The following is a 22,902-nucleotide window of genomic DNA, read 5'->3' as shown; positions in this document are numbered from 1 at the left end:
AGGCGGCCAGGGCCGCGGCGGTGCGCTCGGGCTGCTCGAGGGGGGCCTGATGGGCGGTCTCGTCGAACACGTGGGTCACGGTGCCCGGCACCGCGGCGGCGATCTCCTCGCCCGCCGAGGGCGGGGTGACCTGGTCCGCCACGCCGTGGATCGTGAGGACGGGGACGGCGATCTCCCCGAGGCGCCCGCGCACGTCGAAGTCGGCCAGCGCCTCGCACAAGCGCGCGTAGGAATGGCGGTCCGCCTCCTGCAGGGTGTGCAGCAGGCCCGTCGTCCGCTCCGGGTGGGCCGCGATGAACCCGTCGGCGAACCAGCGCTGCGCCGAGCCCTCGACGAGGGTCGGGGTGCCGGCACGCTCCACGAGCTCGGCGCGCTCGCGCCAGGACCCCGCCTCGCCGATCTTCGCGGCGGAGCAGATCACGGCCACACCGGAGACGGTGTCCGCGTGGTCCAGGGCCAGCTGCAGCGCCACGCACCCGTTGAGGGAGACGCCCGCGAAGTGCACGGGCAGGTCCGCGGGAACGGTGCCGTCCTCCTGCAGCGCCTGCACGGCGGCGACGACGGCGTCCGCCAGCTCCGCCATCGAGAACGGCTCGGCGTGGGGCTCGGAGGCGCCGTGGCCGGGCAGGTCGTAGCCGACCACCACGGTGTCCTCAGGGAGCTGCTGCGCGGCGAGGCTCCACAGGGCCTGGACGCCGGTGCCGAGGCCGGCGCCGACCACGAGCACGCGGGCGGGGTCCTGGGCGGGCTTCAGGAGGGTGGTGGTGACACGGGGGGTGCTCATGGGCGGTCCTTCCTCTGCGGCGGCGCCGCACCCCGAGGGGCGCGGCCGGTTCTGACGGAGATGGTCTCAGGTGCGGGGCGGCGTCGTCGTGCCCCGGCGGGCGGCGAGGAGGCGGTCCACGAGGGCCTCGGCCTCCCCCGTGTAGGCGGCGGGGTCGAGGAGGTCGTCGAGGCGGGCGTCCGGAACGGACTCCGGGACCGCCGCGCGCAGCAGGGCGCGGAAGTTCCCCTCGCACGCCAGGGAGCGGTCCACGACGTCCTGGATCAGCCGCTTCCCGGAGCCCGGCTCGCCGGAGGCCTCGTCCAGCTCCGGAGCCAGCTCGGCCATGATCGGCTCGGAGACGAGCAGCGGGCCGGTGAGCTCCAGGTTGCGCCGCATGCGGTCCTCGTGGACGCGCAGGCCGGAGACGAGCTCGCGGGTCAGGGCCGCGGTCCCGCCGGCCACCCGCAGCAGGCGGCGCAGCGCGGGCCACTCGGCGTGCCAGGCCCCGTCCGGGCGCTCGTCGTCCGCGGCGCCGGCCGCCGTGTACACCCGCGCCGCGAGCCCGGGGGCGGACAGCGCGGCGGAGCGGATCAGCACGGAGAGCACGGGGTTCTGCTTGTGCGGCATCGGGGAGGAGCCGCCGCGGCCGGCCGCAAGCGGCTCACCGAGCTCGCCGTTCTCGATCCGCGCCGATGTCAGCACGTCGTTGGCGATCTTCCCGCACGCGGCCACGACGTCGGCCAGGGCCGCGGCCACGCCCGTGACGGCCATGCGGTTCGTGTCCCAGGGCCCGGCGGGGGCGGCGAGGCCCAGCTCGGCGGCGAGGTCCTCGACCAGGGTGAACGCGGTGACCTCGGGGCCGAGGGTCCCCGCGCGGTGCGCGCGGTCGACGTGCCCGGACAGGGAGGCCAGGGTGCCGGCGGCGCCGCCCCACTGGACGGGCAGGTCCGCGACGGCGGCGGCGAGCCGATCCGCGGCCTGGCCGAGGCCGTCGAGCCAGTTCGCGGCGCGCAGCCCGAAGGTGGAGGGCAGGGAGTGCTGGGCGAGGGATCGGGCGACCATCGGCGTCGAGCGGTGGGCGCGGGCCAGCTCCGCAAGCGCGTCCTGCGCGGCGGCGAGGTCCTCGGCCAGGATCGCGCCCACCCGGCCCACCATGACCATCAGCGCGGAGTCCACGACGTCCTGGCTCGTGGCGCCCAGGTGCACGGCGCGGGAGCCGGCCGGCAGCTGCGCGCGCAGCGCCTTCAGCGCCGGGATCAGGGGGGTGCCGCCGCCCTGGGCCGCGCGGGCGAGCGCGGCGAGGTCGTAGGCGTCCGGGTCGCCCGCCGCCGCGGCGGCCGCCGCCTCCGCCTCCGTGGCGAGCCCGTGCCGGGCGAGCACGCGCACCCAGGCCGCCTCGACGTCGAGCAGGTGCCCCAGGAAGGTGCGGTCCGCGGTGGCGGCCTCCGCCCGACTGCCGGCCCAGGCCGGATCCAGGAGGCCGACGTCGGCGACGGCGGCGAGGTCGGCGGCGGCTGAGGTCATGGCGGGCTCCTGGGGTCGGAGGGGTGGGATCGGGCTCCGGAGGCGGCGTCAGGCCCGACCCGTCCCGCGTGTGGGAGGGGCCGGGCCTGCGGCCGAGGCCGGCGTCAGTCGAGCTCGGGGTACTCGATGCCGGGGAACTGCAGGAACACGGTCTCCTTCGGTGCGTGCTCCCCGGGGCCCTGGATCCAGATGTCGAACTCGAGCGAGCCGTCGTCGTTCCGGGTGCCGATCAGGGTGCGACGGCGGTCCTCGTCGAGGGAGGTCAGGAACGCGTCCTGCACGATCGCCTCGGCGTCCTCGGGCAGGTACACGCGGGTGTGCAGCTTGTTCAGCAGGCCGCGGGCGAACACGACGACGTGGATGAACCGGGCGCGGTCCTCGTTCACCACGCCGGGCTCCACGGTGGAGAAGGTGTAGCGGCCCGCGTTGTCCACGGCGCAGCGGCCCCAGCCGGTGAAGGTGAAGCCGTCCTGGACGAGGGAGCCGTCCTCCTGCGAGATGACGCCCTCGGCGTCGGCCTGCCAGATCTCGATCATGGCGTCCGGGATCGGATCGCCGTTGCCGTCGTAGACGGTGCCGAACAGGCGCATCGCGTCCGCGCGGCCCGCGGGGACCAGCTGGTGGCCGTCGCGCCACGGCAGGTGGACCTGCTCGTAGCCGTTCGCGTAGCCGAAGAACGGGCCGATGGTCTGGCCCGGGGTGGGGACCAGCCTCCCGTCGGCGGTGCGCTCGGTGGTCTCGTCGATCCGCATCAGTGATCGCCCTCCTCGTCTTCCATCCAGGTGCGGTGGCTGCCCGTGAGCACGATGTCCCACCAGTAGCCGGTGTTCCACTCGTGGCTGGTCACCGAGTGGTCGTAGGTGGCCACGAGCCGGTCGCGGGCGGCCTGGTCCGTGATGCCCTGGTAGATCGGGTCCAGCGGGAACAGCGGATCGCCCGGGAAGTACATCTGGGTGATCATGCGCTGCGTGAAGTCCGTGCCGAACAGGGAGAAGTGGATGTGCGCCGGGCGCCACGCGTTGCGGTGGTTCTTCCACGGGTACGGGGCCGGCTTGATGGTGGTGAACTCGTAGGTCCCGTCCGCGCCGGTCAGTGTGCGGCCGATGCCCGTGAAGTTCGGGTCCAGCGGCGCGGGGTGCTGGTCCCGCTTGTGCACGTAGCGGCCGGCCGCGTTGGCCTGCCAGATCTCCACCAGCTGGTGGCGCACGGGGCGGCCGTCGTCGTCGAGCACGCGGCCGCGCACCTTGATGCGCTCGCCGATCGGCTCGCCGTTCTGGCCGACGGTCAGGTCCGCCTCGAGCGGGTGCACGTCGCGGTGGCCGAAGGCCGGGGACCACAGCTCCACGGTCTCGGGGTCGGCGTGCACGAGCGACTTGGTGGGGTGGCGGAACACCGACGAGCGATAGGGCGGGAAGTCGAGCCGCGGCTGGGTCTCGCCCTGGGCCTGGGCATGGACGGCCGCGATCTCTTCACTGATCTGCCCCTGCGAGTCGCGGGTGGCGGCTGGATCGAGCACGTGGGCGCTGTCGAACGTGTCGTCGTCCTTGGCCTGGGCGGCGATGCTCACGTCGGCTCCTTTCTCTGCGGGGTCGGGGATCGGTCGGGCTCAGGCGGAGGGCCAGCCGGTGTACTGCTCGGCGAGGAACTGCCGTCCGTAACGGGACTGGACCACGTTGCGGAGCTCACCGCGCACGCGCATGTCCTCGAACTCCGAGGCGTCCGGGCGGGCGTGGAGCATGGTGGTCATCCAGTAGGAGAAGTTCTGGTCCTTCCACACGCGGGTCAGCGCCGTCTCCGAGTAGGCGTCGAGCAGGTCGCGCGAGCCCGTGGCGGCCCACGACTCGAGCGCCTCGGCCAGGACGCGCACGTCCGCGAAGGCGAGGTTCAGGCCCTTCGCCCCGGTGGGCGGGACGGTGTGTCCGGCGTCGCCGGCGAGGAAGACGTTGCGGTGACTCAGCGGTGTGCGCACATAGGAGCGGAAGCCGAGCACCGTCTTGTCGATGATGGGGCCGGTCTTGAGGGTGAAGCCGTCCGGGCCGGCCACGATGCGCTGCAGCCGGTCCCAGATCCGGTCGTCGGACCAGTCCTCCACGCGGGTCGAGGGGTCGCACTGGAAGTACATGCGCTGCACGGTCTCCGAGCGCTGCGAGATCAGGCCGAAGCCATGCTCGGAGCGGGCGTAGATCAGCTCAGGCGAGGACTTGGGCGCCTCGGCGAGGATGCCGAACCAGGCGAAGGGGTACGCGTGGAAGTGGTCCTCGCCCTCGGTGTCGCGCTGGAGGGCCTTGCGGACGGTGGAACGCGAGCCGTCCGCGCCCACGAGGATGTCGCAGCGCAGTTCCTCGACCGGCCCCTCCTCGCCAGCGGCCACGGAGCGGAACCGGACGCCGGGGGTGTCCGAGTCGACGTCGAGCACCTCGAGCACCTCGGTCTCGAAGCGGACGTCGCCGCCGTCGCGCCGCCGCGCCGCGGCGAGGTCGACGAAGACCTCGTTCTGCGCGTACAGGGTGACCGTGGCACCCACGAGCTCCGGGAAGTCCAGGGCATGCGACTCGCCGTCGAAGCGCAGGATGATGCCGCGGTGCTCGTCGCCCACCGTCCTCACCCGGCCGTCGACGCCCATGTCCGTCAGCATCTCCACGCTGGGCTGCTCGAGGATGCCCGCGCGGTGGGTGTGCGCAATGGTCTCGGGGTCACGGGACTCGAGGACGACGTTGTCGATCCCCTGCCGCGCGAGCAGGTGGGAGAGCATCAGGCCGGCGGAGGTCCCGACCATCCTGTGGCGCAGGACACGGCCCGCGCCCGGCCGTTCTCACTCAGTGAGAATGGCCGCCGAGTCCGCGGGCGATCCCCCGGGCGGCCGTCATCAGCAGGGGCGGCACCCCCGGGGTGTACGGCGCCTCGCGGGGGACGACGACCCCGAGCGCGGCCGCCGCCACGCCGTCGGCCCCGCGGACCGGCACGGCGACCCCCCGGGACTCCTCGTCCAACGCGCCGTCCACGGCCGCGTACCCCTCCCGCCGCACATCCGCCAGAAGCGCTCGCAGCCGCGGCTCGCTGGGCGTGGCCACCCGCGCCCGCACGCCCGCGGGCACCGCACGCCCCGACTCGAGGGGATGGTGATCCACGACGGCGCCGAGCCGGTCCCGGTGCCGGGCGATGAACCGCTCCGCCGTCTCGACCGGGGCGTGGGCGAGCAGCACGAGTCCCAGGGCGGTGGTGAACGGCGGCAGCCGACCCGCGACGTCCGCCTGGTTCACCACGGCCCCCTGGGAGGAGAGCCGGGCGAGCACGAGGACGCCTTCGGCGTCGAGCACCGCGAGCTGCGTGTGCTGCCGCAGGACCGACTGCACGTCCACGAGGAACGGCATGGCCGTCCGGGCCAGGGACATGCTCGGCGCGCTCCGGGAGGCCATCTCCCACAGCCGCAGGCCGGGCCGGACCACGCCGTCCTCGTCCTTCTGCAGCAGCTCGGCGCGCACCAGCCGGTCCACCCACCGATAGGCGGTGGCCAGGGGCAGCTCGGTGCGCCGGGCCAGGGCCGCCACGGTCAACACCGGACGCTCCGCGTCGAACGCGAAGAGGACCCGGATCAGCCGGTCCAACGTGCCGCTCGCGCCGACCCGCTCACGTCAGGAAGTCGCGCGCGACCTCGAGGAAGCGGTCGTTGGCCTCCTGCTCGCCGATGCTCACGCGCACGCCCTCGCCCGCGAACGCCCGGACGGACAGGGCCCGGGCCTGGGCGGCCTCGGCGAACGCCTGCGTGCGCTCGCCGAGCGGCAGCCACACGAAGTTGGCCTGCGATGAGGGCAGGTCCCAGCCGGCCTCGGCCAGGGCGGCGGCGACGCGCTCGCGCTCGTCGACGACGACCTGCACGCGCTCGAGGACCTCGTCCAGGTGCTCGAGCGAGGCGATCGCGGCCTCCTCGGCCACCGTGGACACCGCGAACGGGGTGGCCACGGTGCGCAGGGCCTTCGTGATCTCCGGCTGCGAGACCGAGTAGCCCACGCGCAGGTTGGCCAGGCCGTGCGCCTTCGAGAAGGTGCGCAGCACGACGACGTTCGCGTGCTTGCGGTACATCTCCGGACCCTTGACCGCGTCCTCGTCGCGGACGAACTCCACGTACGCCTCGTCGATGACCACGAGGATGTGCGCGGGCACGCGCGCCAGGAAGTCCTCGACCTCGGCGGTCGTGAGCACGGGGCCGGTCGGGTTGTTGGGGGTGCAGAGCAGGATCACGCGGGTCCGCTCCGTGATCGCCTCCAGCATGGCCGGCAGGTCGTGGCGGTGGTCCGCGGTGAGCGGCACCTGCACGTCCACGGCACCGGCGGTGCGGACCACGATCGGGTAGGCCTCGAAGGAGCGCCACGCGAAGATCACCTCGTCGCCCTCCCCGGCCTCGCCGTGGCCGGCGAAGGCGGTGATGACCTGGGCCAGGGCGCCGAGGGAGCCGGCACCGGTCACGACGTCGTCCGCCGGGACGTCCAGGTGCGCGGCCAGGGCCTGGCGCAGGCCGGTGGAGAGGGTGTCCGGGTAGCGGCAGAGGGTGCTGGGCGCGCCCTCCGGGCCGGTCACGACCTGACGCACCCGGTCGATCACGCCGGGCACGGGCGCGTAGGGGTTCTCGTTCGAGGAGAGCTTGTAGGGGTGCAGGCCCGGGACGGCGACCGGCGGCTTGCCGGCGGCGTACGGCGGCAGCATGCCGACCTTCTTGTGGGGCGCGACCACGGCGGGCGTCTGCTGTGCGTCATCAGTCATGGCCACCAGGGTAATGCGGGCTGCGGACGCCGTGAGCGGCACCACGGGACCCGGGCTCAGGCTGCGCCGAAGGCGACGGCGACGGCCCGGGCCGCCTCACCGAGCCGGTCCCCGAGGCGCGCCGGGTCCTCCGGCCGCGTCGCGTAGACCACGGCGAGGGCGGCGGGCAGCTGGCCCGGGACCCGCAGCGGCACGGCCACCGAGGAGACGCCGGTGATGACCTCGTCGGAGCTGACGGCCCAGCCGCGCTCCCGCACGTCGTCGAGCTCGGGTCGCTCGGGCGGGGCCTCGCCGGGCAGCCGCGCCCACTCCTGTCCGGTCAGGGCGACGGCGATCGCCATCCCCGGCGCACCGACCCCGAGGGGGTGCCGGGTCCCCGGCCGCTGCGTGACGAGGTTGCCGCTGGGCGGCTCGGCCGTGGCCAGGGTGAGGCAGTGGGCCCCGTCCCACACCACCAGGAACGCGGTCATGCCCAGGTCGGTGGAGACGGCGGTCAGGTGCGACATGGCCGCCGCGCGCAGATCCTGCTCCACCCGGCGGGCGAGGACGGCCAGGCCGGGGGCGGCGTGGACGCGGCCGAGGCCGTCGCGGCGCAGCAGGCCGTGGGCCTCGAAGGTGCGCAGCATGCGGTAGGCGACCGAGCGATGGACGCCCAGGCCGTCGGCGAGGTCGGCGATGGTGGGCGGCTCGGGCGCCTCCACGACGGTCTCGAGCAGGGTGAGCGCGCGGGAGAGCGTCTGGGAGGGTGCGCCCTCCCGGACCGGGCCGCCGTCGTGCTCCGCCATCTGTGCTCCTCGCCTCGCGTGCCGGACGTGACGCGCCCGGGGCGTGGTCGGTTCACGCGCCGGTTGTGAACCCGGTCACGTCCGCGTACAGTCTGGCACACATGTGTTCCCAGGGAGAACACCGTGTTCTTTGAGAGAACACGCCGTCGGGTGGCACGCGCACCGCGCCGCGACATCCCCCCGCAGCGAAAGGACCCCCATGCTCTTCCACCACCACGGCTATGTCTCCACGAACCCGCGCGTCCAGGTGGCGGCCGGCATCGGCCTGGACCGCCCCGCCGAGCTGCCGGACGAGATGGACGTGCTGATCGTCGGCTCGGGCCCGGCCGGCATGATCGCCGCCGCCCAGCTCGCGATGTTCCCGGACGTCCACACCCGCATCATCGAGCGCCGCCCCCACCGCCTCGAGATCGGCCAGGCGGACGGCATCCAGGCCCGCTCCGTGGAGACCTTCCAGGCCTTCGGCTTCGCGAGCGAGATCATCGACGAGGCCTTCGACCTGACCTCCATGGCGTTCTGGAACCCGGCCGAGGACGACGCGGACACGATCGTGCGCACCTCGCTGGCCGAGGACGACCCGGAGGGCGTCTCCGAGTTCCCGCACCTGATCGTGAACCAGGCCCGCATCCTGGACTGGTTCGCCGAGTACATGAAGAACTCCCCCACCCGCGCGCAGCCGGACTACGGCTGGGCGTTCGAGACCCTCGAGGACACGAACGACGGCGAGCACCCCGTGCTCGTGACCCTGCGCCGGACCGTGGACGCCCAGGGCAACGCCCTCGAGGACCCCGCCTCAGGCCCGACCCGCCAGGTGCGCGCCAAGTACGTGGTGGGCGCGGACGGCGCGGGCTCCCGCGTCCGCAAGGCGATCGGCCACACCCTGACCGGCGACGCCGCGAACCACGCGTGGGGCGTCATGGACGCACTGGCCGACACGGACTTCCCGGACATCCGCACCAAGTGCGCGATCCACTCGTCCAGCGGCTCGATCCTCCTGATCCCCCGCGAGGGCGGCCACCTGTTCCGCATGTACGTGGACCTCGGCGAGGTCCCGGCGGACGACGACCACAAGGTGCGCCAGACCCCGCTCGAGGAGATCATCCGCCGGGCCCAGCAGATCCTGCGCCCCTACACGCTGGACGTGAAGGAGGTCGCCTGGCATTCGGTGTACGAGGTGGGCCACCGCCTCACCTCGGGCTTCGACAACCGCGAGCGCGTGGCCCACCCCAACGTGTTCCTGCTCGGCGACGCCTGCCACACCCACTCCGCGAAGGCCGGCCAGGGCATGAACGTGTCCATGCAGGACGGCTGGAACCTCGGCTGGAAGCTGGGCCAGGTGCTCTCCGGGATGGCCCCGGTCGAGCTCGTGCCGACCTACTCGGAGGAGCGCAAGGAGATCGCCAGGAACCTGATCGACTTCGACAAGGAGTGGTCGACGCTCATGGCCAAGCCCACCTCCGAGCTGGGCGACCCGAACGAGGTGGCCGAGTTCTACACGAAGACCGCCGAGTTCCCGGCCGGCTTCATGACGCAGTACCAGCCCTCCCTCCTCACCACGGACGCCACCGGCCAGGCGCTGGCGCAGGGCTACCCCATCGGCAAGCGCTTCAAGTCGGCGCTGGTGGAGCGCTCGTGCGACACCAACGTCAAGCACCTGGGCCACCTGCACCGCGCGGACGGCCGCTGGCGCGTCTACGTGTTCGCCGACGCCGCCTCCCCGCGCGCCGAGGATTCGAAGGTGGCGGCGTGGGCGAAGGCGATCGAGGAGGACCCGCGGTCCTTCCGCAACCGCCACACGCCGTCGGACGGGCCGGAGGACGCCCGCTTCGACATCAAGGTCGTGTACCAGCAGAAGCAGACCGAGTTCGCCCACCCGGACGTGCCGTCGGTCTTCCGACCGACCACCGGCTCCCTCGGCCTGCACGACCTGAACAACATCTTCGCCACGTGCCGGCCCACGCACGGTGAGGACATCTTCGAGGTCCGCGGCATCAGCCGTGACGGCGCCGTCGTCGTGGTCCGCCCGGACCAGTACGTCTCCGGCGTCTTCGGCCTGGACGAGGTCGACCGCCTGAACGCGTTCTTCGCGGGCGTGCTGCTCGACGCGAATTGAGCGGGCAGCGGCGGGCGCCCCGCCGCCGGTGCGCTCACCGGGATCCCGGGGGCAGGTGGCCCCCCTCCGGCGGCGTGCGACGCAGGCGCACCGCCCGACTCGAGGCCACGGTCCCCGCGGTCAGCCCGGCCAACGCGGCGGAGAGCCCGGCGACCTCCGCCCGGGCCGCGGGCTCGGCGGCCTCGAACTGCCGGATCAGGTTCACCTGGCCCTCGAAGTCGTGGGCGGCGCCCAGGGCGTCCTCGGCCGCCAGCGGAGACGTGGTCCGGAAGCCGCCCCCGGGCGCATCCCATCCGTGGCCGGCCGGGTGGAAGACCACCTCGGCCCGGCGCGACGAGACGGGGGTGGGCGCCCCGTCCGCGGCGACGGCCAGGTCCCCGTCCGAGGAGAACTCCAGCACCGCGGTCCGCCCGGTCTCCACCGCGTTGCCGGACGGAGCCCCGACCGTCATGACGCCGGCCACGGGATACACGGACGTGAAGTCCTCGCGACCGGCCAGGTTGACGGCGTGCACCCCGCCCTGGGAGTAGCCGGCCAGGACGAGCGGGGCGCCGTGCGGGACGCCGGCCGCCTCGAGCGCCGCCCGCACCGCCGGGGCCGTGACCTCGGACCCGGAGCCGAGGGCGTCCAGCAGCCCGCCGGCGTCCCACGGGTCGGTCGACTCGGGATCCGGGATCAGGCCGCCGCGGGTGCCCGGCAGGCCCACCACCCAGGCGCGGCTCCCGTTCTCTCGCACCACCTCCGTGACCGTGAGGTCCCCGTCCCCCTCCTCGCGCGGGATGAGCGAGGCCAGCCCCGTGGCCGAGCCGTCCAGCAGGGCGGGCGCCGTCGGCCGGTCCTGCGGCGCCCCGTGCAGGGTCACCGCGCCCCGGGGCGCCGCGCCGGCGAGGGTCAGGGCGTCCGCCACCACGGTCCACGCCTCGTCCGGGGAGACCCGCAGCGCCTCGGTGAGGTCCGACGCGGCATCCGTCCCCTTCTTCGCCGCGGAGGAGACGGGCCGCTTCAGCACGCGCCTCTGCGCCCTCGTCAGCATCTTCACGTCGATCCGCGCCAGGGCCGCGAGCAGGGGGAACCCGGCGGCCGTGAGCATGGCGGCCACGATGGCCTCGGGCACCGCCTGGACGAGGTCCTGCACGAGCCGCTCCGCCTCGCGGGTGGTGAGGCCGTCATGGCCGTCCCGCCAGAGCAGCGCCGGCAGCTCCTCCAGGGAGGCGTCCTCGGCGGCCATGATGCCGGCCGCCGCGCGCTCGGCCTCCTCGTAGCGGGCCGCCGCCGAGAGCAGGTCACGGTGCAGCTCGGCACACTGCTCCGACAGGCTCCGCACCCGACCGACCGCCTCCACCAGCCGGTCCTGCAGCAGGGCGGCGGAGGCGAGCCACGCGGCCGACCGGCCCAGCCCGAAGGCGGCCGCGTCGACCTGCCACGAGGCTCCGGCCGCCTCGTCGGCGGCGTGCTCGTGCCGCCCGGCCACGACGCGCATCTCCTCGGCCTCCGCGTAGATCGAGCCCGGTCCGCCGTGCGTGCTGAAGGCCACCGCCCCCGGACCGGCACCCCGCCCGCCGGTCACGCCGCCACCGCCAGCGAGCGCAGGACGGCCAACGCCGTCTCCTCAGCCGCCCGCTGCCGGGCCTCCGCGTCCCGGCGTGCGTCCTCCGCCTCCCGCTCGGCGGTGGCCCGCAGGGCGAGCCACTCCCCGGCCTCCCGTTCGAGCTCCGCCGCCAGGGTCGCCGCGCGGCGCACGGCCTCCCCATAGGCGCCGGCGGCCTCCCCGCGCCATGCCGTGTGCATCGCCGAGCGCACGTCCGTGGCGGCGCTGACCAGCCCGCCCAGCGCCGTGCGCAGCTGCGTCTGGGCCACGGCGAGGTCGGCGAGGGCCTGCTCGGCGGCCTCCCGCTCGCGCCGGGCGGGGTCGGCCCACGCGGCCAGGCGGGCGGCGTCGTCGTCGAGTCCGACGGCCCGCAGGGCCGTGGCGATCTGCTGAGGTCCGATGAGGGGTGACATGCGGCCACCGTAGGGAGGGCCCGGGTCCCGTGACCGCGGCGAGGGGCGATCCGGGGATGGGGGACGCCGTCGGGACGCCTGTGCAGGAGCGAACCGTCCCGCACCGTCCCGGCGGCCGCGTCGCACCCGGGTCGTGCCGGCTCCGGCGTGTTGACCGAGGTCACACCCTGGCCTATCCTGAACGAGCGGTCAGTAATTCGATGCGCCCCGGCGTGCCCTGACCACGGAACCAGCCCGCACTCAGCGTGAGGTGATCCCCATGACGCAGACCAGCTCCCCCCAGCACCTGGCCTCCGTCCCGTCCCCCGAGGATGCGGCCGGCCAGGAGAACTTCGATCGCCTGATCGCGGAGGACTCGCGCATCGAGCCCCGCGACTGGATGCCCGAGGCGTACCGCAAGTCCCTGACCCGCCAGGTCTCCCAGCATGCGCACTCCGAGATCATCGGCATGCAGCCGGAGGCCAACTGGATCACCCGCGCCCCCTCCCTGAAGCGCAAGGCGATCCTCATGGCCAAGGTCCAGGACGAGGCCGGCCACGGCCTGTACCTGTACTCCGCCGCCGAGACCCTCGGCACCCCGCGGGACGAGCTGAACGAGCAGCTGCTCTCCGGCCGCGCGAAGTACTCCTCGATCTTCAACTACCCGGCCCGCACCTGGGCGGACATGGGCGCGATCGGCTGGCTCGTCGACGGCGCCGCGATCTGCAACCAGGTGCCGCTGTGCCGCGCCTCCTACGGCCCGTACGGCCGCGCGATGGTGCGCGTCTGCAAGGAGGAGTCGTTCCACCAGCGCCAGGGCTGGGAGATCCTCTACGAGCTCTCGCACGGCACCCCCGAGCAGAAGCAGATGGCCCAGGACGCCGTGGACCGCTTCTACGGTCCGGCCCTGCAGATGTTCGGCCCGCCGGATGATGACTCCCCCAACTCCCGCCAGTCCATGGCGTGGAAGGTCAAGCGCTTCTCCAACGACGACCTGCGCCAGCGCTTCGTGGACATGATCGTCCCGCAGGCCGAGGCTCTCGGCCTCACCCTGCCGGACCCGGACCTGAAGTGGAACGAGGAGCGCGGCCACTACGACTTCGGCGAGCTGGACTGGGACGAGTTCATGTCCGTGATCAAGGGCGACGGCCCCATGAACACCCAGCGCATGGCCCGCCGCATCCAGGCCCACGAGGAGGGCGCCTGGGTCCGCGAGGCCGCCGCCGCCTACGCCCGCCGCCAGGCCGAGCAGCACGCGCCGGCCGAGACCCACCTGATCGGAGCCTGACCCATGAGCGAGACCACCGCCGCCTCCCACGCCTGGCCCCTGTGGGAGGTCTTCGTCCGCGCCAACCGCGGCCTCTCCCACGTGCATGCCGGTTCGCTGCACGCCCCGGACGCCACCCTGGCGCTGCGCAACGCGCGGGACCTGTACACCCGCCGCAACGAGGGCACCTCCGTGTGGGTCGTCCCGGCCGAGGCCATCGCGGCCTCCGACCCGGACTCCAAGGGCGGCTTCTTCGAGTCCGCGCAGGGCAAGTCCTACCGTCACGCCACCTACTACCAGCAGTCCGAGGGGGTGCCGCACCTGTGAGCTTCGCGACCAACGACTCCGCCACGAAGCACTCCGCCGGTGTGGCCATCACCGCCGAGGAGATCGCGGCCGGCGAGCAGAAGGCGAGCGACGACGTCGCCCGCTACGCCCTCGCCCTCGGTGACGACGCCCTGATGCTCGGCCAGCGCCTGTCCTGGTGGATCTCGCGCGCCCCGGAGCTCGAGGAGGACATCGCCCTGGGCAACATCGCCCTGGACCTCGTGGGCCACGCCCGCTTCCTCCTCTCCTACGCCGGCACGGCGTGGGGCAAGACCGAGGACGAGCTCGCGTACTTCCGCGACGAGGAGGAGTTCCGCTCCGTCCGCCTCGTGGAGGCCGAGAACGGCGACTTCGCCAAGACCATCGCCCGCCAGCTGTACTACTCGTTCTACTCGTACGAGCTGTACACCCGCCTGCGCGAGTCCACGGACCCCACGCTCGCCGCCATCGCGGACAAGGCCCTCAAGGAGGTCCTGTACCACCAGGACCACGCCGCCCTGTGGCTGCAGCGCCTGGGCCTGGGCACCGAGGAGTCGAAGCGCCGCATGCAGCGCGGCCTGGACGAGCTGTGGCCCTACGTGGCCGAGCTCTTCCACGACGACGACGTCGTCCGCGCCCTCGCCGAGCAGGGCGTCGCCGTGCTGCCGTCCTCGCTGGAGGAGCCCACGATGACCCGCATCCGCGCGGCCATCGAGGAGGCCGGCCTGACCGTCCCGACGACGGGCACCGCCCGCGGCGGCGACCGTTCCGGTGCCATGAGCGAGTACCGCGGGTACATCCTCGCGGAGATGCAGTCCCTGGCGCGCCGTCACCCGGGAGCGACCTGGTGACCACCGCCAGCGAGCTGCGCCCCGCCGATCCCGCCGACGCGCGGGTCTGGGATGCGGCCTCCACCGTGCACGACCCGGAGATCCCCGTGCTGTCCATCGCGGACCTCGGGATCCTCCGGGAGGCACGGGCCGAGGGCGAGAGGGCCGTCGTCGTCATCACGCCCACCTATTCCGGCTGTCCCGCCATGGACACCATCACCACGGACGTCAGCCGCGCGCTCGAGCGCGCCGGGTTCCCCGACGCCGAGGTGCGCCTGGTGCTCCAGCCGGCGTGGACCACGGACTGGATGACGGACGAGGGCAAGGCCAAGCTCAACGAGTACGGCATCGCCCCGCCCGTCGCGCGCACCACGGACGGCCCGGTCAGGATCGGCATGGCCGTGAAGTGCCCGCGCTGCCACTCCCTGAACACCCGCGAGATCACCCGCTTCGGCTCCACCTCCTGCAAGGCCCTCTACACCTGCCGGGAGTGCCTCGAGCCCTTCGACTACTTCAAGGTGCACTGATGACCGAGACCACCGACGCCCCCACCACCGGCAAGCGCCGCGCCACGTTCAACACCCTCGAGGTGTCCGAGCTGCGCCGCCTGACCGACGACTCCGTGGAGATCACCTTCGCGGTGCCCGAGGAGCTCGCCGACGACTACGACTACGTGCCGGGCCAGTACGTGGCCCTGCGCAAGGAGCTCGACGGCGCCGAGGTGCGCCGCTCCTACTCGATCTGCGCCGTCCCGAAGCGCGGCGAGATCCGCGTGGCCGTGAAGAAGGACATCGGCGGCAAGTTCTCCACGTGGGCCAACGAGAGCCTCGAGGTCGGCGAGAAGATCGACGTGATGAACCCGCAGGGCGCGTTCACGTCCCGCACGCACGTCACCTCTCTCAACGACGCCCAGAAGGTGGCGGCGGAGAAGGTCGCGGAGAAGAAGGACACGCACCTGGTGGCGTTCGCGGCCGGCTCGGGCATCACCCCGATCATGGCGATCGCCAAGGCCGTGCTCGCGGCCTCCGAGACCTCGCGCTTCGACCTGGTCTACGCGAACCGCTCCGCCATGGACGTGATGTTCGCCGAGGAGATCGGCGACCTCAAGGACAAGTACCCGGCCCGGTTCACGGTGCACCACGTGCTCTCCCGCGAGCAGCGCGTGTCCCCGCTGCTCTCCGGCCGCATCGACGAGGACAAGCTCACCACCCTCCTGGACCGCGTGATCGACGTGGAGGGCACCGACGAGTGGTTCCTCTGCGGCCCGTTCGAGCTCGTGCAGCTCACGCGTGAGACGCTCGCCGCCCGCGGCGTGTCCGAGGACGACGTGCGCTTCGAGCTGTTCACCACCGGCCGTCCGGAGAACCCGCAGGGCCACTCCGGACGTGTCGTCGAGGTGGACCCGAAGGGCGACAACGTGACCATCGAGTTCAACCTCGACGGCCTCACCGCCAAGGTCGAGTCCCCCAAGTCCGCCCACGAGACCGTCCTCAACGCGGCGCTGCGCGTCCGCTCGGACGTGCCCTTCGCGTGCGCCGGCGGCGTGTGCGGCACCTGCCGCGCCAAGGTCGTCGACGGCGCGTACGAGATGGACGAGAACTACGCGCTCGAGAAGGACGAGGTGGAGAAGGGCTACGTGCTCACGTGCCAGACCCGCCCGACCTCCGACTCGATCACGCTGGACTTCGACGCCTGAGCGCCCGCCCACGAGACCGAAGGAGCCCCCGATGATCGAGATCACCGTCGAGAACGGCGTCGCCGAGATCGTGCTGGACGCCCCCCAGAGGATGAACGCCCTGGACGAGGCCGCGCTGGCCGAACTCCAGGCCGCCTACGAGCGGGCCGCCGCCGGCGTCGAGTCCGGCGAGGTCCGGGCCGTGCTGCTGCGCGGCGAGGGCCGCGGCTTCTGCGCGGGCCGCGACATCTCCGCCGTGGTCCCGGCCGAGGACGACGCCACCGCCTACCTGCGGGACAGGGTCACCCCGGTGCTGCGGGCCATGTCCGAGATCCCGGTCCCCACCTTCGCCGCGGTGCAGGGCGCCTGCCTGGGCGTGGGCCTCGGCCTCGCGATCGCCACGGACGTGGTGTACGTGGCCGAGGACGCGAAGATCGGCTCGCCGTTCGCGAACCTCGGGGCCACCCTGGACTCGGGCGGCCACTGGCTGTTCACCGAGCGCCTGGGCGCGCACCGCACCCTCGACCTGATCTACACGGCCGAGCTCCTCTCGGGCGCCGAGGCCGTCCAGGCCGGGCTGTTCTCCCGGGCCCTGCCCGCGGACGAGCTGCTGGAGTTCACCCGCGCCAAGGTCGCCCAGGTGGCCTCCGGCGCGACCCTCGCGTTCCGCGCGTCGAAGGAGCTCGTGGCCCAGGTCCGCGACCACCGCGTGGGCCTGTGGGAGTCCCTCGACGCGGAGAACATCGCCCAGGGCGAGCTCTGCGGCACCGCGGACTACGCCGAGGGCTTCCAGGCCTTCCAGGAGAAGCGGAAGCCGGAGTTCACCGGCCGCGGCTGAGCCGCCACACCCCGCCACCGACGACGGCGCCGCACCCTTCGCGCGAGGGGCGCGGCGCCGTCGTCGTCCCGGCCCGGCCGCGTCACATTCCCGTCATCAGCCCGGATCGTGGCGTGAGTCACAGGGGATCGTATACGGTGACGGGTGTCACTTCCCGACCGATCGGTCGGGAACCACACCGTCCTGCCGCCGCCTCACGGGCGGCCGCCGCCCCGCATCCCAGGAGCATCCATGAGCCACACCGTCGCATCCCCCGCGGCGCCCGCCCCCGCGCGCGATCGCCGCGAGGAGCGCAAGGTCATCGCCGGCACCGTCGTCGGCACCACCGTCGAGTGGTACGACTTCTTCATCTTCGCCCAGGCCACCGCGCTCGTCTTCGCCGCCCTCTTCTTCCAGCCGATGGGTGAGAGCGGCTCCCAGATCGCCGCGTGGGCCACCCTCGGCATCTCCTTCCTCATCCGCCCGCTTGGCGCGATCGTCGCCGGCCATCTCGGTGACCGCTTCGGCCGCAAGTTCGTCCTGTCCCTCACGCTGATCGGCATGGGCCTGGCCACCACCCTCATCGGCCTGCTGCCCACCTACGCCCAGATCGGTGTGTGGGCCCCGATCCTGCTCGTCGCGCTGCGCCTGCTGCAGGGCCTGTCCGCGGGCGGCGAGTGGGGCGGCGCGGCGCTGCTGTCCGTGGAGCACGCCCCCCACGGCAAGCGCGGCCTGTTCGGCTCCGCCCCGCAGATCGGCGTGCCGCTGGGCATGATCCTGGCCACCGGTGTGCTGTTCATCGTGCGCTCCACCATGTCCGAGGAGCAGTTCCTCACCTGGGGCTGGCGCATCCCGTTCCTGATCTCCGTGGTGCTCATCGTCGTCGGCTACCTGATCCGCAAGGCCGTCGAGGAGTCCCCGGTCTTCAAGGAGATGCAGCAGCTCAAGGTGGACGAGTCCGCCCCGCTGGGCGAGCTCTTCCGGCACCACACCAAGGAGGTCATCCTCGCCGCCGTGATCTTCGCCGCGAACAATGGCGTCGGCTACCTGCTCATCGCGTGGTTCTCGAAGTACGGCGGTCCGAAGGGCCTGGGCATGACCTCCTCCGAGGTGCTCATCGCGAGCCTCGTCGGCGGCGTCGGCTGGTTCATCTTCACCCTGCTCGGCGGCTGGGTCTCGGACAAGATCGGCCGCAAGCTGACCTTCGTCCTCGGCTACGGGTTCCTGATCATCTGGGCCTTCCCGCTGTTCGGGCTGCTCAACACCGCGTCTCTGCCGCTGTTCTCGCTGGGCCTGTTCGTCCTGACCCTGGGCCTGGGTCCGTCCTACGGCCCGCAGTCGGCGATGTACGCCGAGATGTTCCCGGCCCGCGTCCGCTTCTCCGGCGTCTCCATCGGCTACGCGCTCGGCACCATCATCGGCGGCGCCTTCGCCCCGCTGCTCGCCGACCAGCTCGTGAAGACCGGCTGGGAGAACGTGGCCTGGTACATCATCGTGATCTCCGCGATCTCGCTCATCGCCGTCCTGTTCGTCCCCAAGGGCATCCAGGACCGCGAGCTGCACGACGAGCAGGTCGTCGCCACCCGCTCCCACCCGGTGGTCCCGGCCTGATCCGGCCCGCCTGACGGGCTTCGCCCGTCCCCACCCCACGACGACGGCGGGTCCTCCTCCGGAAGGGCGCGCCGTCGTCGTGGGCGACCGGACCGGCGCCGAGGCCCGCAGACACGCCGCTACCTCGGGGACGTAACGGCGCGTCTGCGGGCCTCCGTGCGGGGTGCGCCGGGTCAGACGCTGATCGACGTGGCCTCGGCGCGGCCGCCCGGCCCCGTCTCCGCCCCGTCACACCGGCCCGGGATACTGAACCTGAACGCACGGTCGGTAATTCGCCGCGCCCGCCTCGTCGTCGGTCACTCAAGGAGTCTCCATGTCCGCACAGTCCCAGGCCCTGCTCGTCGGCGGTCGCCGCACGCCCGTCGGCAAGTACGGCGGCGCCCTCTCCTCCGTCCGCCCCGACGACCTCGCCGCCCTGACCATCAAGGCCGTGATCGAGGACGCCGGCATCGACCCGTCGGTCGTGGACGAGGTCATCCTCGGCAACGCCAACGGCGCCGGCGAGGAGAACCGCAACGTCGCCCGCATGGCCTGGCTGCTGGCCGGCTTCCCGGACACCGTCCCGGGCATCACCGTGAACCGCCTCTGCGCGTCCGGCATGTCCGCGATCGGCATCGCCACCGCGATGGTGCGCTCCGGGATGGCCGACGTCGTCGTGGCCGGCGGCGTGGAGTCGATGTCCCGCGCCCCCTGGGTGATGGAGAAGCCGACGACGGCGTTCGCCAAGCCCGGCGCGGCCTTCGACACCGCGATCGGCTGGCGCTTCGTGAACCCGCGCTTCGCGGACGGCGAGTTCGGGGAGAAGTTCACCTTCTCCATGCCGGAGACCGCCGAGGAGGTCGGCGAGGTGGACGGCATCACCCGCGAGGACGCCGACGCCTTCGCCGCCCGCTCGCATGAGCGTGCGCTGGCCGCCATCGGGGCCGGCCGCTTCGCGGACGAGATCGTGCCCGTCGTCGTCACGGGCCGCAAGGGCGCCGAGACGGTCGTGGACACGGACGAGGGCCCCCGCCCCGGCTCCACCCCCGAGGTGCTCGCCAGCCTGCGCCCGATCATCAAGAAGGACGGCGTGGTCACCGCCGGCAACTCCTCCTCCCTCAACGACGGCGCCTCGGCGATCCTCGTCGTCTCCGAGCGGGCCGCGCAGAAGTACGGCCTGACCCCGCGGGCCCGCGTCGTGGAGTCCACCTCGGCGGGCCTGGCCCCCGAGATCATGGGTCTGGGCCCCGTCCCGGCCACCGAGAAGGCCCTCGAGCGCTCCGGCTGGTCCGTGGCGGATCTGGGCGCCGTCGAGCTCAACGAGGCCTTCGCCACCCAGTCCCTGGCCTCGATGCGGCGCCTCGGCCTGGACCCGGAGACCGTCAACGCCGACGGCGGCGCGATCGCCCTGGGCCATCCGCTCGGCTCCTCGGGCTCGCGCCTCGTGGTCACGCTGCTCGGTCGGATGGAGCGCGAGGGCGCGGACAGGGGCCTGGCCACGATGTGCGTGGGCGTGGGCCAGGGCTCCGCGATGCTCGTCGAGAAGGTCTGAGCGCATGGACGACTTCAGCCACTTCACGGCACTGCGCGTCGAGGAGCGTGAGGACCGCGTCCACGCGCGCATGGACCGCCCGGGCGTGCGCAACGCGATCGACCAGACCATGGTCGACGAGTTCCACGAGCTCTGCACCCACCTCGAACGCGAGCCGAAGATCCTGATCATCTCGGGCACGCAGGTGGAGTCGACGCGCGAGCCGGGGACGTTCTCCGGCATCTTCGCCTCCGGCGCGGACATCGGACAGCTGCGCGAGCGCCGCCGCGACGACGCCCTGCGCGGCGTGAACTCGCAGGTCTTCGACCGCATCCACCGGCTGCCCATGCCCGTGATCGCGGCGATCGACGGCTTCGCCCTGGGCGGCGGCGCGGAACTGGCCTACGCGGCCGACTTCCGCATCGCCACCCCGGCGCTGAAGATGGGCCAGCCCGAGACGAGCCTGGGGATCACCGCCGCTGCGGGCGCCCAGTGGCGGCTCAAGGAGCTGGTGGGTGAGCCGGTGGCCCTCGAGCTGCTGCTCGCCGGACGGATCCTGGACGCGCAGGAGGCCCTCGAGCTCAAGCTCGTCACCGAGCTGCACGAGCCGGACGCCCTCCTCGACGCCGCCGACGCCCTCGCCGACCGCATCGCGCAGCAGGACCCGCTGGCGGTGCGGCTGTCCAAGCGCGTCTTCCACCTCCCTCGCGAGGCCCACCCCCACGTGGACGAGATCGCGCAGGCCATCCTGTTCGAGTCCGAGGCCAAGTTCGAGCGCATGCAGGCGTTCCTGGACCGCAAGAAGAAGTGAGGACTGACATGACCGATCAGCAGCACACCCCTGATACCGCGCCGTCCTCCGTGCCCGCCGTCGTCGGCGTCCTCGGCGGCGGCCGGATGGGTGGCGGCATCGCCCACGCGTTCCTCGTCTCCGGCTCGTCCGAGGTGGTCGTCGTCGAGCGCGACCCGCAGTCGGCCGAGGCCGCCAAGGGGCGCATCGAGGCCGACCTGGCCGCCTCCCTCGAGCGCGGCAAGATCGACGGCGACCTGGACGAGTGGGCGCAGCGCCTGACCGTCTCCGTGGACCGCGCCGACTTCGCCCGCTGCGACCTCGTGGTCGAGGCCGTGTTCGAGGACATGCAGGTGAAGATCGAGGCGCTCACCGACGTCGAGGCCCACCTGCGCGAGGACGCCTGGCTGGCCAGCAACACCTCCTCCCTGTCCATCGACGAGATCGCCACGCACCTGCAGCACCCCGAGCGCTTCTGCGGCCTGCACTACTTCAACCCGGTGCCCGCCTCGAAGCTCGTGGAGGTCGTGATCGGCGAGCAGACCGGTGCGGAGCTCCAGGCCCTGTCCACCGAGTGGGTCCGCGGGCTCGGCAAGACCCCCGTCGTCGTCAAGAACGCCCCGGGCTTCGCCTCGTCGCGCCTGGGCGTGGCGATCGCGCTCGAGGCCATCCGCATGGTCGAGGAGGGCGTGGCCTCCCCCGAGGACATCGACGCCGCCATGGTGCTCGGCTACAAGTTCCCGGTCGGCCCGCTGGCCCTGACCGACATCGTGGGCCTGGACGTGCGCCTGGGCATCGCGGAGTACCTCGAGTCCCAGCTGGGTGAGCGCTTCGCCCCGCCGCAGCTCATGCGAGACATGGTGGCCCGCGGCGAGCTCGGCCGGAAGTCCGGCAAGGGCTTCTTCGACTACCGCTGAGCCCCCGGGGCGAGCGCTTTCGAACGTGAGATAGGCCCTATCTCCCGTTCGAAAGCGCCCATTCCCCCGATATCACGTTCGAAAGTGCGGGGGCGGGGCGGGCGCGGCTAACGTGGCGGGCATGGACGAGCCCACGCTGCTGCGCACGGCCCTGCCCGTGGCGAACACGCCCGGCCATCACCTGGACCAGCGGCTCTGGCTCCCCCGCACCCGGCGCCCCGTGGACCCCGAGACCTTCGGCCGGGCCTGATGTCGGTCGACCGCCCCTTCCGCTTCACCCACCGCTGGGCCGTCCCCGCGGACGCCCGGTCCGTGCTGGCCCTGCTCGCCGACCCGGCCGGCTACCCACGCTGGTGGCCGGCCGTCCCGCGCGTCCGTCGCCTGGGCCCCGACCGCGCCGCCGTCCGGCTGCGCGGGTTCGTGCCGGTGCGTCTGACGATGGAGCGTCTCATCGACGACCGCGCCCGCGGCCTACTGGTCGCCCGCCTGAGCGGGGGCCTGACGGGCACCGTGCGGGTCACCGTCCACGACGACGGTGCCCCGGCCGGACACGCGCCGCGCTGCATCGTGGCGTGGGAGCAGGAGGTGGTGCTCACCTCGCCGTGGATGCGCGCCGTGGCCCACGTGCCGGGCGCCCGCACCGCGATGGGCCTCAGCCACGCGGCCGCGATGCGCTCCGCGCGTCGGGCGCTCGGGGCGAAGGCCGTGCCGACCGCTGATCCCGCTTGAACAACTCGTCCATGACGGCCCGGCGCGCCGGCCGGCTCAGAGCTCGGCCTGGGCCTCGTTCCACTCGCGGGACAGCGGCGGGCGAGAGAGGCCGTCGAGGAGGCCGTCGGCGGGGTCGACGCCGAGCTCGACGATCCTGTTGTCCGCGTCCACGTGGACGACCTTGGGCTGGAAGTGGCGGGCCTCGTCGTCGTCCATCTGCCCGTAGGCGATGAGGATGACGATGTCCCCCGGATGCACGAGGTGGGCGGCGGCGCCGTTGATGCCGAGCACGCCGGAGCCCCGCTCGCCCGCGATGGTGTAGGTCTCCAGTCGCGCGCCGTTCGTGACGTCCACGATGGACACGAGCTCGCCCGGGAGGATGTCCGCGGCGTCCAGCAGGTCCTGGTCCACGGTCACGGAGCCCACGTAGTGCAGGTCCGCCTGGGTCACGGTGGCCCGGTGGATCTTGGCGTGGAACATGGTGCGCAGCATGCGGCAGAACTCTCCGGATGAAGGGGGTGGGGCGGGTCCGAGGGGACCGG

The 22,902-nt window shown here is 73.0% G+C and carries 24 protein-coding genes; 13 read left to right on the top strand and 11 right to left on the bottom strand.

The features are described from left to right. The 8 genes from QL983_RS04290 to QL983_RS04255 all read right to left on the bottom strand — a co-directional run. Nucleotides 1-784: alpha/beta fold hydrolase (locus QL983_RS04290; protein ID WP_290151424.1), on the bottom strand; the 784-nt coding region annotated here is incomplete at its 3' end. Between the two features lie 66 nt (nt 785-850). Then, nucleotides 851-2,290: a lyase family protein gene (locus QL983_RS04285; RefSeq protein WP_051995299.1), complete on the bottom strand. Its 1,440-nt coding sequence runs from the start codon at nt 2,288-2,290 to the stop codon at nt 851-853. A gap of 104 nt (nt 2,291-2,394) precedes the next feature. After that, nucleotides 2,395-3,042, bottom strand: coding sequence for a protocatechuate 3,4-dioxygenase subunit alpha (gene pcaG, locus QL983_RS04280; RefSeq protein WP_020625037.1), 648 nt, complete (start codon nt 3,040-3,042; stop codon nt 2,395-2,397). After that, complete coding sequence (pcaH, locus tag QL983_RS04275) at nt 3,042-3,857, bottom strand: protocatechuate 3,4-dioxygenase subunit beta (RefSeq protein WP_044658773.1); 816 nt, start codon at nt 3,855-3,857, stop codon at nt 3,042-3,044. The genes pcaG and pcaH overlap by 1 nt, the downstream gene beginning before the upstream one ends. Before the next feature lie 39 nt (nt 3,858-3,896). After that, on the bottom strand, nt 3,897-5,066 hold the full coding sequence (locus QL983_RS04270) for a 4-hydroxybenzoate 3-monooxygenase (RefSeq protein WP_290151419.1): 1,170 nt from the start codon (nt 5,064-5,066) through the stop codon (nt 3,897-3,899). Nucleotides 5,067-5,106: 40 nt separating this feature from the next. Beyond that, a complete protein-coding gene (locus QL983_RS04265; RefSeq protein WP_290151417.1) occupies nt 5,107-5,895 on the bottom strand; it encodes an IclR family transcriptional regulator C-terminal domain-containing protein in 789 nt (262 codons plus the stop codon). A 22-nt stretch (nt 5,896-5,917) separates the two neighbouring features. Further along, nucleotides 5,918-7,048, bottom strand: coding sequence for a histidinol-phosphate transaminase (locus QL983_RS04260; protein ID WP_290151416.1), 1,131 nt, complete (start codon nt 7,046-7,048; stop codon nt 5,918-5,920). A gap of 56 nt (nt 7,049-7,104) precedes the next feature. Continuing rightward, nucleotides 7,105-7,833 carry a helix-turn-helix domain-containing protein gene (locus QL983_RS04255; RefSeq protein WP_290151415.1) on the bottom strand — a complete coding sequence of 243 codons (729 nt, stop codon included), beginning with the start codon at nt 7,831-7,833 and terminating at the stop codon, nt 7,105-7,107. Between the two features lie 199 nt (nt 7,834-8,032). Between QL983_RS04255 and QL983_RS04250 the strand changes: the two genes are divergently transcribed. Further along, the gene (locus QL983_RS04250; RefSeq protein WP_290151413.1) at nt 8,033-9,946 is read left to right on the top strand and encodes an FAD-binding monooxygenase; all 1,914 of its coding nucleotides are present in this window, start codon (nt 8,033-8,035) and stop codon (nt 9,944-9,946) included. 34 nt (nt 9,947-9,980) lie between these two features. Here QL983_RS04250 and QL983_RS04245 read toward each other — a convergent pair whose 3' ends face one another. Both QL983_RS04245 and QL983_RS04240 read right to left on the bottom strand, forming a co-directional pair. Next, a complete protein-coding gene (locus tag QL983_RS04245; protein WP_290151412.1) occupies nt 9,981-11,480 on the bottom strand; it encodes a hypothetical protein in 1,500 nt (499 codons plus the stop codon). Nucleotides 11,481-11,509: 29 nt separating this feature from the next. Continuing rightward, the gene (locus tag QL983_RS04240; protein ID WP_290151410.1) at nt 11,510-11,947 is read right to left on the bottom strand and encodes a hypothetical protein; all 438 of its coding nucleotides are present in this window, start codon (nt 11,945-11,947) and stop codon (nt 11,510-11,512) included. A 259-nt stretch (nt 11,948-12,206) separates the two neighbouring features. On the opposite strand from QL983_RS04240, the gene paaA reads away from it, so the two are divergent. From paaA to QL983_RS04180, 12 genes are all read left to right on the top strand, one after another. Further along, entirely contained in the window at nt 12,207-13,214 is a 1,008-nt protein-coding gene (gene paaA / locus QL983_RS04235; RefSeq protein WP_101967626.1) for a 1,2-phenylacetyl-CoA epoxidase subunit PaaA, read from the top strand. 3 nt (nt 13,215-13,217) lie between these two features. Further along, complete coding sequence (paaB, locus tag QL983_RS04230) at nt 13,218-13,520, top strand: 1,2-phenylacetyl-CoA epoxidase subunit PaaB (protein ID WP_020624884.1); 303 nt, start codon at nt 13,218-13,220, stop codon at nt 13,518-13,520. Further along, the gene (paaC, locus tag QL983_RS04225) at nt 13,517-14,350 is read left to right on the top strand and encodes a 1,2-phenylacetyl-CoA epoxidase subunit PaaC (RefSeq protein ID WP_134377425.1); all 834 of its coding nucleotides are present in this window, start codon (nt 13,517-13,519) and stop codon (nt 14,348-14,350) included. Before paaB ends, paaC begins: the two co-directional genes overlap by 4 nt. After that, entirely contained in the window at nt 14,347-14,856 is a 510-nt protein-coding gene (gene paaD / locus QL983_RS04220) for a 1,2-phenylacetyl-CoA epoxidase subunit PaaD (RefSeq protein WP_290151408.1), read from the top strand. The genes paaC and paaD overlap by 4 nt, the downstream gene beginning before the upstream one ends. Further along, nucleotides 14,856-16,025: a 1,2-phenylacetyl-CoA epoxidase subunit PaaE gene (paaE, locus tag QL983_RS04215; protein WP_290151406.1), complete on the top strand. Its 1,170-nt coding sequence runs from the start codon at nt 14,856-14,858 to the stop codon at nt 16,023-16,025. The genes paaD and paaE overlap by 1 nt, the downstream gene beginning before the upstream one ends. A gap of 31 nt (nt 16,026-16,056) precedes the next feature. Then, nucleotides 16,057-16,842, top strand: coding sequence for an enoyl-CoA hydratase-related protein (locus tag QL983_RS04210; RefSeq protein WP_049146507.1), 786 nt, complete (start codon nt 16,057-16,059; stop codon nt 16,840-16,842). 231 nt (nt 16,843-17,073) lie between these two features. Beyond that, nucleotides 17,074-18,432 (top strand): MFS transporter, encoded by a 1,359-nt coding sequence (locus QL983_RS04205; RefSeq protein ID WP_069941107.1) that lies wholly within the window; start codon nt 17,074-17,076, stop codon nt 18,430-18,432. Nucleotides 18,433-18,745: 313 nt separating this feature from the next. Next, nucleotides 18,746-19,963 carry a thiolase family protein gene (locus QL983_RS04200; RefSeq protein WP_036383428.1) on the top strand — a complete coding sequence of 406 codons (1,218 nt, stop codon included), beginning with the start codon at nt 18,746-18,748 and terminating at the stop codon, nt 19,961-19,963. Nucleotides 19,964-19,967: 4 nt separating this feature from the next. Further along, nucleotides 19,968-20,753, top strand: a complete 786-nt coding sequence (locus QL983_RS04195) for an enoyl-CoA hydratase/isomerase family protein (RefSeq protein ID WP_144862426.1) — start codon at nt 19,968-19,970, stop codon at nt 20,751-20,753. An 8-nt stretch (nt 20,754-20,761) separates the two neighbouring features. Next, a complete protein-coding gene (locus QL983_RS04190) occupies nt 20,762-21,649 on the top strand; it encodes a 3-hydroxyacyl-CoA dehydrogenase family protein (RefSeq protein ID WP_061866835.1) in 888 nt (295 codons plus the stop codon). Nucleotides 21,650-21,770: 121 nt separating this feature from the next. After that, nucleotides 21,771-21,899: a hypothetical protein gene (locus tag QL983_RS04185; RefSeq protein ID WP_255354980.1), complete on the top strand. Its 129-nt coding sequence runs from the start codon at nt 21,771-21,773 to the stop codon at nt 21,897-21,899. Then, on the top strand, nt 21,899-22,378 hold the full coding sequence (locus tag QL983_RS04180; RefSeq protein ID WP_230297502.1) for an SRPBCC family protein: 480 nt from the start codon (nt 21,899-21,901) through the stop codon (nt 22,376-22,378). The genes QL983_RS04185 and QL983_RS04180 overlap by 1 nt, the downstream gene beginning before the upstream one ends. A gap of 36 nt (nt 22,379-22,414) precedes the next feature. Here the strand turns inward: QL983_RS04180 and panD are convergent, their stop codons facing one another. Continuing rightward, nucleotides 22,415-22,852 (bottom strand): aspartate 1-decarboxylase, encoded by a 438-nt coding sequence (gene panD / locus QL983_RS04175; protein ID WP_036340758.1) that lies wholly within the window; start codon nt 22,850-22,852, stop codon nt 22,415-22,417. Between the last annotated feature and the right edge of the window lie 50 nt (nt 22,853-22,902).

The sequence above is a fragment of the Micrococcus sp. APC 4021 genome (assembly GCF_030407635.1).
GTDB classification, from domain to species: domain Bacteria; phylum Actinomycetota; class Actinomycetes; order Actinomycetales; family Micrococcaceae; genus Micrococcus; species Micrococcus luteus.
This window is presented reverse-complemented; position numbering and strand designations above follow the sequence as displayed.